The sequence below is a fragment of the Pseudomonas sp. GW821-FHT07E12 genome (genome assembly GCF_058986605.1).
Genome location: NZ_JBYSVX010000005.1, coordinates 73,034 through 86,414 on the forward strand (window position 1 = coordinate 73,034; position 13,381 = coordinate 86,414).

A 13,381-nucleotide genomic window follows, 5' to 3' on the forward strand; every position below is an offset into this window, starting at 1 on the left:
GTTTCACGCCGTCAGAGATGCATGAATACCCGCTATAACGCCGCCGATATCGAAGTCCTTTCCGGCCTGGATCCGGTCAAGCGCCGCCCCGGCATGTACACCGACACCACGCGCCCGAACCACCTGGCGCAGGAAGTCATCGACAACTCGGTGGACGAGGCCCTGGCCGGCCACGCGCGCCAGATCGAGGTCACGCTTTACAAGGACGGCAGCTGCGAGGTGTCCGACGACGGCCGTGGCATGCCGGTGGACCTGCACCCGGAGGAGAAGATCCCCGGCGTGGAGCTGATCCTTACCCGGCTGCATGCCGGCGGCAAGTTCAACAACCGCAACTACACCTTTTCCGGCGGCCTGCACGGCGTCGGCGTCAGCGTGGTCAACGCGCTGTCAAAACTGGTGGAAATCCACATCAAGCGTGAAGGCAGCGAGCATCGCATCACTTTCCGCGACGGTGACCGCGCCACCGCACTGGAAGTGGTCGGCACGGTCGGCAAGAAGAACACCGGCACGCGGCTGCGTTTCTGGCCGGATCCGAAGTATTTCGATACGCCCAAGATCAACCTGCGTTCGCTGCGCCACCTGCTGCGCGCCAAGGCGGTGCTGTGCCCCGGCCTGACCGTCAAGCTGTTCGATGAAGCCAGCGGCGAGAGCGACACCTGGTATTTCGAGGACGGCCTGCGCGATTACCTCAAGGGCGAGATGGCCGAGCGCGAGCTGCTGCCGGCCGACCTGTTCGTCGGCGCCCTGAAGAAGGACACCGAGATCGTGGACTGGGCCGTATCCTGGGTGCCGGAAGGCGAGCTGGTGCAGGAAAGCTACGTCAACCTGATCCCGACCGCCCAGCATGGCACCCACGTCAACGGCCTGCGCTCGGGCCTGACCGATGCGCTGCGCGAGTTCTGCGACTTCCGCAATTTGCTGCCGCGCGGCGTCAAGCTGGCGCCGGAGGATGTGTGGGACCGCGTCGCGTTCGTGCTGTCGCTGAAGATGACCGATCCGCAGTTCAGCGGCCAGACCAAGGAGCGGTTGTCCTCGCGCCAGGCCGCCGGCTTCATCGAGGGCGCCGCGCACGACGCTTTCAGCCTGTATCTCAACCAGAACGTCGAGATCGGCGAGAAGATCGCGCAGATCGCGATCGAGCGCGCCAGCGCGCGCCTGAAGACCGAGAAGCAGATCGTCCGCAAGAAGGTCACGCAGGGCCCGGCGCTGCCCGGCAAGCTGGCCGACTGCATCAGCCAGGACCTGTCACGCACCGAGCTGTTCCTGGTGGAGGGCGACTCAGCCGGCGGCAGCGCCAAGCAGGCACGCGACAAGGACTTCCAGGCGATCATGCCGCTGCGCGGCAAGATCCTGAACACCTGGGAAGTGTCTTCGGGCAGCGTGCTGGCCTCGGAGGAAGTGCACAACCTCGCCATCGCGATCGGCTGCGATCCGGGCAAGGACGACATCTCCGGGCTGCGCTACGGCAAGGTGGTGATCCTGGCCGACGCCGACTCGGACGGATTGCACATCGCCACGCTGCTGGCAGCGTTGTTCCTGAAGCATTTCCCGGCGCTGGTCGATGCCGGCCATGTGTTCGTGGCGATGCCGCCCCTGTTCCGCGTGGACCTGGGCAAGCAGGTGTTCTACGCGCTCGATGAGGAAGAAAAGCGCGTGCTGCTGGAAAAGATCCAGCGCGAGAAGCTCAAGGGCCAGGTCAGCGTGACCCGCTTCAAGGGCCTCGGCGAGATGAACCCGGTGCAGCTGCGCGAGTCGACCATCCATCCCGACACCCGTCGCCTGGTCCAGCTTACCGTCGACGATGGCGAGCAGACCCGCTCGTTGATGGACATGCTGCTGGCCAAGAAGCGTGCGGGAGACCGCAAGCAGTGGCTGGAAACCAAGGGCGATCTGGCTTCGCTCGAGGTCTGATCCGACGGTCGCCGCGACCGCATCGGGTCTTCAATACGGCCCGGTTGGTCGCGGCATCGCCCTGCCCCGGCAGGGCCACGATCACTGTCGCCGACGGCGGCGCGATATGCCCCGCCGTCGCTATCCGCTAACGACTCGAACGGATCACACTGACGACCGCTGTTACAGACGGTTCGACAGTAGGCGCGCGCTCAGCGCACGCCTTCCAGCACCTGCTCGGCTCCGGTCACCAACCCGCAGGCATGGTCCTGCAACTCCTCACCGCTGGCGGGGTTACCCGCCGCCAAGTCGTAGCGGGTTGCCAGCAGCGTGAAGCCGGGGCCGCCATCGGCCTCGTCGCGGCCCACCACCACCAGCGAGTAATGACTCAGATCGTCGCCCGCCGGAAGCGTCGCGGCGAGCAGTCGTATCGGATCCTGCGCGAGCGATTCACCCGGCAGGTCGCGGGCGAGATAGCGATGCCCTAGCAGCGGCTCCGGCAGCGGCTGCCATTGCGGGCCGATATCGCTGCGCAGGCGATCGAGCTGCGCACGCACGTCCGGCCTCACGCAATCGACATGGATGTGCAACTGCTCCTGCGAGCGCCCATGCGGGGAATTCAGCGCGAGGCTGGTGTATCGCCGGGGCAGCGGCTGTTCCAGCGCTGCAGCGACGAAGCTGCGCGCTTCCCAGGCGATCGCGAAATAATTCGGGGTCTGCGGCTGTTGCAGCCATGGGCTCTCGATGCCGCTGACCTTGTCGGCCGGGATCAGCAGGTACTGGAAATGTCCATGACTGTCTTTCAGCACCACCGACCGGCGCGCCGGATCGGTCCAGATCGCGACGCAATCCTGCGCCGGCTGCTGTCCCGCTGCGACCAGACATCGAGTGCTGACAATGCGCCACAGCGCATCCGGATCGGCTGCATGCCGCACCTTCGGCACGCTCACGCACGCAGCCAGCATCACCGCCACCGCCAGACCACCCCAACCCCACCATTTCGAACGCGACATCGCACCACGCATGCAAGACAGGCCAAAAGCCATGATAACGAGCACCGATGACACGCGATGTCAGGCATGGCTTTGTGCACATTCCGCACCCCGGCATGCGGCCTACCATCGGCCGATCCTCCCGAACCCCGGATGCATGGCATGAAGTCCGCGCTGTACGCCGTCGCCCTTGCAGCCTCGCTGCTGCTGGCGCCCCCTCCCGCCCTCGCCGACGACAAGCCAGCCGAGGACAAGAACGCCCCGCCGACGCCCGCGCCGCTGCCGGCCGATGCTTCGGTCCGTCAGTCCACTCGCGTGGAGGGCCGCACGCTCAGCTACACCGCCACCGTCGGCACACTGCCGGTGCGCGACGACCACGGCAAGACCATCGGCGAGGTGGTGTTCACCGCCTACACCGCCGACGGCAAGGACCGCCCGGTCACCTTCGCCCTCAACGGCGGCCCGGGCGCGGCCTCGGTCTATCTCAACCTTGGCGCGATCGGCCCCAAGGTGGTCGCGTTCGGCGCCGAAGGCGACAGCGCCTCCGCGCCGGCCACGCTGCGCGACAACCCCGGCACCTGGCTGGATTTCACCGATCTGGTGTTCATCGACCCGATCGGCACCGGCTTCAGCCGCTCGCTGATCGCCGAGGAGCAGGCCAAGAAGCAGTTCTACAACCCCAAGGCCGATGTCGAATACCTCTCGCGCACGATCTACGACTGGCTGCTGAAGAACCGCCGTCTGCAGTCGCGCAAGTATCTGGTAGGCGAAAGCTACGGCGGCTTCCGTGGTCCACGCATCACCCAGTACCTGCAGACCCGGCTGGGTGTGGCGATGAACGGCGTGGTGCTGGTCTCGCCGTACCTGAACCCGACACTGGAAGACAATCCGGACGTCTCGCCGCTGGCCTGGATGCTGACCCTGCCCTCGATCACCGCCGCGCACCTGGAACGCCAGGGCCAGCTCACCGACACGGCGATGAAGCAGGTCGTCGACTACACCCGCGGCGACTATGCGGTGGCGCTGATGAAGGGCCGTTCCGACTCGCAGGCCAACGAAGCGATGGTCCGCAAGGTCATCGACCTGACCGGTCTGGACCCGGCCTATGTGCGCCGCGCCGGCGGTCGTCTGGAAATCCAGGCGTATCTGCGCGAAGTGTTCCGCGACAAGGGCGAGCTGGGCAGTCGCTACGACTCCAACGTCACCGCGTTCGATCCGTTCCCGAACGATCCGGAACAGCGCGCCAACGATCCCCTGCTCGACAGCATCATTGCCCCAACCACCACCGCGATGGTCGATTTCGTCACCCGCGTGGTCGACTGGAAGGTCGATGCGCGCTACCAGGCGCTCAACTACGACGTGAACAAGCTGTGGGACTGGAACGACGAACTGCGCAAGGGCGCAGTGACGCAACTGCGTCAGGCGGTGGCGATCGATCCGCGACTGCGCGTGCTGATCGCACACGGCTGGAATGACCTGTCCTGCCCATTCATGGGCTCGGTGCTGACCGTCGATCAGATGCCGGCCATGGGCCAGGATCCCAACCGCGTCCAGGTCAGGGAGTACCCGGGAGGCCACATGTTCTACAACCGTCCCGACAGCCAGAGCACATTCCGGCATGACGTGCAGGCGATGTACGGCATGCACTGAGCGCAACGCGCGAACCGGGAATTCATGGAGCCGAACTCGCGCGGCTCAGACCTTCCCCATATAACTGCAACGCTTCCGGTAGAGCCGAGCCAGGCAAGCTCGGCTCTACGGAACGCCGCCTCAGGTCCAGCCGGCCATCTCGAACAACCGCAGGATCAGGTAGGCGACCACGCCGGCCGCCGGGATCGTCAGGATCCAGGCCCAGACGATCCGCTCGATCACCCCGAACTTCAACGAACGCGGGTTCTTGGCGAAGCCCACGCCCATGATCGCGGTGGAGATGCTGTGGGTGGTCGACACCGGCATGCCGAAGTGCGCGGCCACGGTCAGGATCGTCGCCGAGCTGGTCTCGGCCGCAAAACCGTGGATCGGATGCAGCTTGACCATCTTGTGGCCCAGCGTCTTGATGATCTTCCAGCCACCCGACGCAGTGCCGGCCGCCATCACCAACGCGCACGACAACACGATCCACATCGGGATGCCCTCGCCGGCATGCGCGCCCGGATGCAGGAAGCCCAGCCACTGCGGCAGGTCATCCAGCGCACCGACCGATTGCGCGCCGAGCAACGTCATCGCGATGATGCCCATGGTCTTCTGCGCATCGTTGTGCCCGTGCGCGTAACCCATGTACGCGGCCGAGGCGATCTGTGCCTTGCCGAAGAAGGCATTGACCCAGCGCGGCCGCGCCATGCGCCCGACCACACCGCCGATCCTGGCCATGCCGGCGATGATCGCCCACAGCAACATCATCACCAGGATGCCGAGGATGAAGCCTGCGATCGGCGAGCTGACCATCGGCACGAACACCTTCCACAACAGGCCCTTGTTCTTGGCCCAGTCGCCGACATTCTGCGACCAGATCAGCACGTCCCAGTTGTTGTGCGCGGCCGCCAGGCCGGCACCGCACAGGCCACCGATCAGTGCATGCGAGGACGAGGACGGCAGGCCTTTCCACCAGGTGATCAGGTTCCAGATGATCCCGCCCAGCAGCGCACACAGCACCACCTGTGGGGTCACCTCGATCACGTCGGCATCGAGCAGGCCGGACGAGATCGTCAGCGCCACCGCGGTACCGGTCAGCGCGCCGATCAGGTTCATGCCGGCCGCCAGCATCACCGCCCAGCCCGGCGAGAGCACCTTGGTCGCCACCACCGTGGCGATCGAGTTGGCGGTGTCGTGGAAGCCGTTGATGAACTCGAAGACGAAAGCGGCCAGGATCACCACAATGACCAAGCTCAGCATCGCGACGGCTCCCCGGCAGCGAGGCAAGAGACGTCGCCGCAAGCGCAAAAGACCCTCGGCATATCCATTACGAGTTCTTCAGCACGATCTGGTAGACCACCACGCCAGCCTCGCGGCAGCGGTCGATCGCCTTCTCCAGGATCTCGAAGAACTCCTTGAGCAGGAACATCTGCAGGTTGTCCAGGCGACCGGAATAGATGTCGCGGTACAGCTCCAGCATCAGCCGGTCGGCCTCGTTCTCCAGCATCCGCAGCTTGTCGTTGAGCGCGGTCATGCTGTCGATGTTCATCGCCGGCAGTTGCTGCACCATGTCCACCACCACCGAGGCGGCCTGCTCCAGCATCGCCGCGCGCGGAGCGAAGTCGATGTGGGCCAGGTGCTGGGTCGCCAGCGAATAGCGGTCGGCGAACTTCTCGACCTGCTTGGGGATCTTGTACAACGCCGAGCCCAGCGCCTCGATGTCCTCGCGCTCGATCGGGGTCATGAAGCTGTCGACCAGCGCCTGGCCGATCTTGTCCGAGGCGGCGCGCTCGCGCAGGCGCGCCAGCTTGAATGCGTCGAGCGCCGGCTGCCGGTCGGCATCGCGCATCATCGAATGCAAGGCTTTGGTACTGTCGTAGGCGGCCACGGCCGCTTCGTTCAACAGCGTATAGAACTGCTTGCCGGAACCGAAGATGGTCTGCAGAGAGAACATGCGTAAAGACGTATCCCGCCGTCGCGGAGGGACGGCACTGGGGCGGAATTATGACGGTTCGATGACCTTTCTGGGTATCCGCCGCCTTCACAGCCTCCGGCCCTGGCCGCTGCTGGCCGGGTTTTTGCTACCATGTCCCCTGCGCCCGATGGGCGCAGCCTATGGACGACGACCCTATATCCCCCTTCCGCGCCGCCGCGGTGCGCGCCGGACAGCGCTTCACGACGCCCTCCCCTTCACCAACCGGGGATGACGCCCGTGTTTGAACTCGCCATCGTAATTGCCCTGATTCTGGTCAACGGCTTCTTCGCCATGTCGGAGATGTCGCTGATGACGTCGCGCAAGAGCCGGCTCAAGCAGATGGCGCTGACCAGCAAGCGTGCCGCCAAGGCACTGGCGCTGGCCGAGAACCCCGAGAAATTCCTGTCCACGGTCCAGATCGGCATCACCCTGATCGGCATCCTGACCGGCGTGTTCGGCGGCGAGGCGATCGGTGCCGCGATCGGCGCCTGGCTGCAGAACGCAGCCCCCGTGCTGTCCGCCCATTCGGAATTGTTCGACAACACCTACGCGGCACTCATCGGCAAGGGGCTGGCGGTGGGGCTGATTACTTTCCTCACGCTGATCTTTGGCGAACTGGTGCCCAAGCGCCTGGCGCTGACGCGTTCGGAGACCATCGCCAGCTTCGTGTCCGTACCGATGTCCGGGCTCGCCTGGATTGCCGCACCGTTCGTCTGGGTATTGGCCCGCACGACCCGGTTGGTGCTGCGCCTGTTCGGCCTGGGCAAGGACGAATCGACCTCGGTGACCGAGGAAGAAATCCGCATGCTGGTGGCCGAGAGCCATGAAGCGGGCCTGATCGACACGCATGAGCGCGACATGATGAACCGCGTCATGCGCCTGGGCGATCGCACCGCCGACAGCCTGATGACGCCGCGCAACCGCATCGCCTGGCTGGATTTGAACGCGGCGCCGGAAAAGAACCTGGCGCTGATGCACGAGCACGAGTTCTCGCGTTATCCGGTCTATCGCGACAGCGACCAGGACATCGTCGGCGTGCTTGAGGTCAAATCGCTGGTCGCGCACCTGGAGAGCGGCTCGCGCAAGCTGTTCCAGAACCTGCGCGAAACCCTGTTCGTCTCCGAATCCACCCATGCGATGAAGCTGCTGGAGATCTTCCGCGAGGAACAGCAGTCGATGGCCCTGATCGTGGACGAATACGGCGAGATCCGTGGCCTGGTGACCATCAGCGACCTGATGGGCGCCGTGGTTGGCCGCCTGCAGGCAGTGGAGAACACCGACGAGGATGCGCTGGTGGTGATGCGCGAGGACGGCTCACTGCTGATCGACGGCTCGCTGCCGGTGGAAGAACTGCGCGAGGTGCTGGGCGGCGCCGAGCTGCCCAACGCGCAGGAAGGCGATTACCACACGCTCGCAGGCCTGTGCATCTACTACTTCGGCCGCATCCCGCATGCCGGCGAATACTTCGATTGGGCCGGCTGGCGCATCGAAATCGTTGATCTGGACGGCGCCCGCATCGACAAGCTGCTGCTGCGCCGCCTGCAGGAAGAAGAGAGCGATGACATCGTCGGATGATCGCAGCGCGGACGCGGAAGACCTCCGCTACCGCAACCACGGCCTTCGCACGCTGCTGGAGCACTTCACGATCGGCGACGACGAGACCGTGCTGACCCTGCGCAACATCCTGGCGACGCTGCAGCAGAGCGGCTTCGGAGTATTCCTGTTCGTGGCGGTGCTGCCGGCCTTCATCCCGATTCCCGGCGTCGGCGGCGCGGTCAGCGGCCCGCTGACGATCCTGATCGGGCTGCAGATGCTGTTCGGCCTGCGCAATCCGTGGCTGCCGCGCTTCATCGGCGAGCGCGGCCCGCGTCGCAGCACCACGCGCCGCTTCATGGGCAAGATCGCGCCGATGCTGCGCTGGCTGGACCGGCTGCTGAAACCCCGCCTGGGCCTGCTGCTGACGCCGCTGCCGGCACGCATGTTCACCGGGCTGCTGCTGGCGCTGACCGGCCTGTTGCTGGCGTTGCCGATCCCGTTCACCAACTACCTGTTCGGTGCGCTCCTGTTGCTGTTCGCGCTGGCACTGGTGGAACGCGATGGCATCCTGCTGCTCGGCTGCTGGATCGCTGCGGCGATCTGCGTGGTCGTGTTCGGCATCACGTCGGGCCAGCTCGTCAACATGTTCCACCACTGGTTCACCCAGCTCGCCTGAGTTCGTGGCCGGACCTCGCGCCGGCTCCAGCCACCTGCCCGGCCTTACGCCACGGCGACACCCCGTGCCTTCCAGGCCCGCGCTGCCAACTCGAACGAGTGCAGCCGTGCAGCGTGATCGTGGATGTTCGCGGTGATCATCAGCTCATCCGGGCGATGCCGCGCTACGAAGTCGGACAGGCCCTGCGCCACTTCCGTTTCGTCGCCGAGCACGGTGCAGGCCAACGCATTCTCGACCCCGAACTTTTCGTGCGGCTGCCAGTACGCCTCGATGTCCTCGATCGGGGGCGGGATCTTGCCCGGACGGCCACGCCGCAGATTGACGAACGCCTGCTGCTGGCTGGTGAACAAGCGCCGCGCTTCCTTGTCCGAGTCGGCCGCCACCACGTTCAATGCCAGCAACGCATACGACGCCTGCAGTCGTGCCGATGGTCGGAAATCGCGTCGATAGATCGCCAGCGCCTCATCCATCGCATCGGGCGCGAAGTGCGAGGCGAATGCGAATGGCAGCCCCAGCGCAGCGGCCAGGCGGGCACTGAACAGACTGGAGCCGAGCAACCACACCGGCACCTCGATGCCGGCGCCCGGCACCGCACGCACCAGTTGGCCGTCCACTGCCGGTTCGAAGTAGCGCAGCAGCTCAGCGACATCCTGCGGGAACTGGTCGGCACCGTCGAAGTAGCGGCGCAGCGCACGTGTGGTCGGCTGATCGGTACCGGGTGCGCGGCCCAGGCCCAGGTCGATGCGCCCCGGATACAACGAGGCCAGCGTGCCGAACTGTTCCGCCACCTGCAGCGGCGCGTGATTGGGCAGCATGATGCCGCCGGCGCCGACGCGGATCGTCTTCGTCCCGCCAGCAACATGACCAATCAACACGGCGGTCGCGGCGCTGGCAATGCCCGGCATGTTGTGGTGCTCGGCGAGCCAGTAGCGTTGGTACCCCCAGCGCTCCGCATGCTGCGCCAGATCGAGCATGTTGGCGAAGGCATGCGTGGTGTCGCCGCCCTCGCAGACGGGCGCCAGGTCGAGTACGGAAATCGGGATCATCGGCGGCATTCCAGACAGGATGCCTTCCGAGATGGGGCCGTCAGCCGGCAAAGCCAGCGATGCAGTGTCCGGCCGATGGCGCTACAGCGTTCCAGAACGCCCTGTGGGAGGGACTCTGGGTGGCCTCGGGCCATCAGTCCCGACGCTCCTCTGTGATCGGTGATCGGCCGTCGGGACTGATGGCCCGAGGCCACCCAGAGTCCCTCTCACAACAACGAGTGCGCGAGTGGCGGGTGCCGCTTCCACACCTATGCCGATCGAATGCAGATCGCGTTTTTGGATCCTTCCACAAACGAATCCCCGCCGAAGCGGGGATTCGAGTATTGACTCAGCGATGCGGCCCGCTGAGCAGCAGATCGGCAATGATGCCGGTGGTGATCGCAATCAGCACAAAATCGCCGTTGCGGTCACGTACCCAGCGATGACGGCGATCCGGCGGCGGTGGCAGATCGTAGCGACGGTAATCGTCAACCACATAGCGTGGGCCGTCGTAGCGATCGCCACGATGCCACTCGCGATCCGGACCTGCACCACGGTCACGCCGACCGTTGTCATCGTGATCGCGGCGCGGGCCACCATCATCGTCGCGATGATCGCGATGCGAACCACGGTCGTCATCGTCATAGCGGTAATCCTGCGCAAAAACCGGGGTCGCCACCGACAACGATGCGACGCCGAACAGCAACCAGGCAACAGACTTCTTGGTATTCATGTGGGGCTCCTCGTCAGACCACGGCAACGATGCTGCGACCCGGCAACTGAATGACAAGCCGCATTTTCCGGGCCTCCGGACTCCCTATTCAGGTTGGGTAGCGAGATGCGATCATTGCGTGCCGTTACCGGCAAGAAACCCGCATCATCGTGTCAACTGATGGCTCATTTGATACATCAAGATACGCATGCAGCGCTCGTCCGGCCGATCCAAGCGGCCATCCAGCGAACGCCGGACATTCAAAAGGGGAAATCGATGAAGAAAACCATGTTGTTCGCTGTTCTGGCGAGCTTGCTCTCGGCCTGTACCGTGGTCTCGCCCGAACCGGGCCAACAAGCCGTACTGGTCGACAAACCCGTGTTCTTCGGCAAGGGCGGCGTGCGCCTGGATGACGTGCGCGATGCGGGCCGCACCTATGCGTGGTGGACCACTTCGGCCACCTATGTGGACGTCACTCCGCAGACCGTGCAGGTCGCTTTCGACGACTTCTCGTCCAGCGACAACATCCTGCTGGACTTCTCCACCCAGATCCAATACCGGATCACCGCCCCGGCGCTGCTGCTGTCGCGGTTCGGCCCGGACTGGTTCAAGAACAACGTCGCCAGCCAATACGCAGCGATCGTGCGCGACCAGGTCAAGCGCTACGACATGACCCGGATGATGAGCGACCCGGACACCGCCGGGAAGATCGACGACGCAGTCACCGAGAACGTGCGCACGCTCGCCAAGGAGCAGGGCCTGCCGATCGAGATCCAGAACATCACCCTCGGCCGCGCCCGTCCCAACCCGGACGTGCTGCAGCAGATGAACCTCACCGCCGCCCAGCAGCAGCGCGTCAAGACCTTGGTCGAGGCCACCAACGCCGAACGCCAACGCGAGCAGGAACAGATCGCCAAGGCCGATGCCGACAACGCCTACCGCAACCGCATGGGCCTGACCCCGGAGCAATACCTGGCCAGCCAGATCGCCGAGGTCAACGCCGAAGCCTGCGCCAAGGCACAGGCGTGCTACATGGTGCCGTCGGGGACTTCGGTGATTGCGAAGTAATCCGCCCCACCATCAGCGTCAATAACCAGAATAATGCTGCCTTCAGCGCGGCGTTTCTGTCGCGGGCCAAGTCGCAAGACCGAAGTCACTCAAATGATCGAGTGCCCCCCCCTACTTGCCGCTCCAATAACTGAACCTGACCCTGAGGTATCCCCACGTTTTCCACCGCTGGATCAATAGCTTGCCGTTGATCTGATTGGAAACAAGTGCGCGCATGGCGCAGTCTTCAAGGTGACCAAACCAGAAAAGGACTGACAGCCATGCGCGCCAGCGAAGTATTGCAAAGGTGTCTTGCCGACGCACTGGGGCCGATGCATGCCCTGCGCGAGCGGGTTCTGTTACGTGCGGTGGAAGCATTGAGTGCCGGCTGGCGGCTGACCTTGATCGATATCACCCGTCGCTGGCCCGATGCCCAACGCGTGTGCGCACCGCTCAAGGCCCTGGATCGACTATTGAGCAACCGTCACCTTCAGCACGAATGCATAGGATTGCATCGGGCAATGGCCCGTTGGCTGTTGCGAGGTCCGCGCCCGTTGATCGTGATCGACTGGAGTGATCTGAAGGCGGATAAATCCTGGTGTTTGCTGCGAGCCGCGGTGCCGGTGGGCGGGCGAACATTGACGTTGCTGGACCGGGTTTATCCGGGACGCGAACAAGGATCGCCGCATGCAGAGCGGAAATTCCTGCAGCTATTGCACGAGCTGGTGCCGGCTGGCATGCGCCCGATCCTGATCACCGATGCCGGCTTACGCACGCCGTGGTTCAGGGCCGTGCAGGCGCTGGAATGGAGCTGGGTGGGGCGCTTGCACGGTACGACCTTGGTAAAAAACCTGCGAGCGTGGAAGACCGCGCAGATCAGTGGGTTTCCTGTCGCTGCTTGTGGGCGCTGGCACGACGACATCCACATGAGCTCCCGCCAATGCACATCAACCGCAGCGATCCGCTGGCCTGCCAATTGGTGATCCATGGAAAGCCACCGCGCGGACGCAAACATTACAACCGACGCTGTCGTACCGAAGTGACCCGTAGTTCACACAGCCGCAAGGCAGCCGCCAGTGAGCGCGAGCCCTGGCTGATCATCACCTCGCCGGATTTGGGGCAATCAGTCCACGCCAACGCGTCGGCCTTTATGCCCGCCGCATGCAGATTGAGGGCAGCTTCCGTGGCCTCAAATCGCATCGTTATGGCGCGGCCTTCGAGGACAGCCTGACCCGCCAGGGCCCAAGCCTGACCATCCTGCTGATGCTCAACACGCTGGCCAGCTTCGTATGCTGGTTGATGGACTTGAGTAGCCAACAGGCCGGACGTGACCAGTGGTTGGCCCCCTCAAGGGCAACCCGCAAGCTCTATTCCACACTCCGCATCGGACGAGAAGCGCTGCTCAGACGATGGCCGTTGCCCCCCATGTCGCAATGGCTGGCATTACTACGCACATTGCCTGAGCAGGTACATCGGGAGATGGTTCTATGCTGAAAAACGTGGGGATACCTCAGAACCTGACCCCGGTTTCGCGGGGACGACGCGTTCGCCGCCTGGCGAGGGGGCATGGGGGCAATGCCTGCGCCCCACCTATGGATACCCCTTCGGATTTTTCCAGTGATTCCGCTGACCTAGGCGACTTGACCGCGCTATACGTAGCAAGGGTCTTCTGACTACCGCTACCGAATCTCATCCGGTGATCCGCAAGGAAGCTAGGGTCCACAAATCACCCCACTTCCCCGCAAGCAGGCACTACAATCACGAAGTAGTGGCACGGCTCAAGGGAAACGGTCCGGCAGAAGATGACGGGGTGCAGTTCGTCCTTTCACGCTTTAGTCGTGCCAGAGGGAACGGACAAGGGTGCCCCCCTCATCGCCAGATTTTGAAGAGCAAAAC

The 13,381-nt window shown here is 64.4% G+C and carries 10 protein-coding genes and 1 pseudogene; 6 read left to right on the forward strand and 5 right to left on the reverse strand.

The features are described 5' to 3' along the window. Positions 1–21 precede the first annotated feature (21 nt). Positions 22–1,911 carry a DNA topoisomerase IV subunit B gene (parE, locus tag AC3WJE_RS05050; protein WP_493729687.1) on the forward strand — a complete coding sequence of 630 codons (1,890 nt, stop codon included), beginning with the start codon at positions 22–24 and terminating at the stop codon, positions 1,909–1,911. 191 nt (positions 1,912–2,102) lie between these two features. Here the strand turns inward: parE and AC3WJE_RS05055 are convergent, their stop codons facing one another. Next, on the reverse strand, positions 2,103–2,903 hold the full coding sequence (locus AC3WJE_RS05055; RefSeq protein WP_493729688.1) for a CDP-diacylglycerol diphosphatase: 801 nt from the start codon (positions 2,901–2,903) through the stop codon (positions 2,103–2,105). A gap of 141 nt (positions 2,904–3,044) precedes the next feature. Between AC3WJE_RS05055 and AC3WJE_RS05060 the strand changes: the two genes are divergently transcribed. Continuing rightward, a complete protein-coding gene (locus tag AC3WJE_RS05060) occupies positions 3,045–4,532 on the forward strand; it encodes a S10 family peptidase (RefSeq protein WP_493729689.1) in 1,488 nt (495 codons plus the stop codon). A gap of 120 nt (positions 4,533–4,652) precedes the next feature. Here the strand turns inward: AC3WJE_RS05060 and AC3WJE_RS05065 are convergent, their stop codons facing one another. Together AC3WJE_RS05065 and AC3WJE_RS05070 are read right to left on the reverse strand one after the other, a co-directional pair. Next, entirely contained in the window at positions 4,653–5,774 is a 1,122-nt protein-coding gene (locus AC3WJE_RS05065; protein WP_493729690.1) for an inorganic phosphate transporter, read from the reverse strand. Positions 5,775–5,841: 67 nt separating this feature from the next. Then, positions 5,842–6,468, reverse strand: coding sequence for a DUF47 domain-containing protein (locus AC3WJE_RS05070; RefSeq protein WP_493729691.1), 627 nt, complete (start codon positions 6,466–6,468; stop codon positions 5,842–5,844). A gap of 258 nt (positions 6,469–6,726) precedes the next feature. Here AC3WJE_RS05070 and AC3WJE_RS05075 point away from each other — a divergent pair, with 258 nt between their 5' ends. Continuing rightward, positions 6,727–8,064: a hemolysin family protein gene (locus AC3WJE_RS05075; RefSeq protein WP_493729692.1), complete on the forward strand. Its 1,338-nt coding sequence runs from the start codon at positions 6,727–6,729 to the stop codon at positions 8,062–8,064. Further along, positions 8,048–8,701 carry an exopolysaccharide biosynthesis protein gene (locus AC3WJE_RS05080; RefSeq protein ID WP_493729693.1) on the forward strand — a complete coding sequence of 218 codons (654 nt, stop codon included), beginning with the start codon at positions 8,048–8,050 and terminating at the stop codon, positions 8,699–8,701. The genes AC3WJE_RS05075 and AC3WJE_RS05080 overlap by 17 nt, the downstream gene beginning before the upstream one ends. Before the next feature lie 44 nt (positions 8,702–8,745). Here AC3WJE_RS05080 and AC3WJE_RS05085 read toward each other — a convergent pair whose 3' ends face one another. Together AC3WJE_RS05085 and AC3WJE_RS05090 are read right to left on the reverse strand one after the other, a co-directional pair. After that, entirely contained in the window at positions 8,746–9,747 is a 1,002-nt protein-coding gene (locus AC3WJE_RS05085; RefSeq protein WP_493729694.1) for an LLM class flavin-dependent oxidoreductase, read from the reverse strand. Between the two features lie 328 nt (positions 9,748–10,075). Then, a complete protein-coding gene (locus AC3WJE_RS05090) occupies positions 10,076–10,459 on the reverse strand; it encodes an RcnB family protein (protein WP_493729695.1) in 384 nt (127 codons plus the stop codon). Between the two features lie 255 nt (positions 10,460–10,714). Here AC3WJE_RS05090 and AC3WJE_RS05095 point away from each other — a divergent pair, with 255 nt between their 5' ends. Together AC3WJE_RS05095 and AC3WJE_RS05100 are read left to right on the forward strand one after the other, a co-directional pair. Beyond that, a complete protein-coding gene (locus AC3WJE_RS05095) occupies positions 10,715–11,506 on the forward strand; it encodes an SPFH domain-containing protein (protein WP_493729696.1) in 792 nt (263 codons plus the stop codon). Positions 11,507–11,766: 260 nt separating this feature from the next. Next, a pseudogene (locus AC3WJE_RS05100) lies at positions 11,767–12,979 on the forward strand (IS4 family transposase). Positions 12,980–13,381 lie beyond the last annotated feature (402 nt).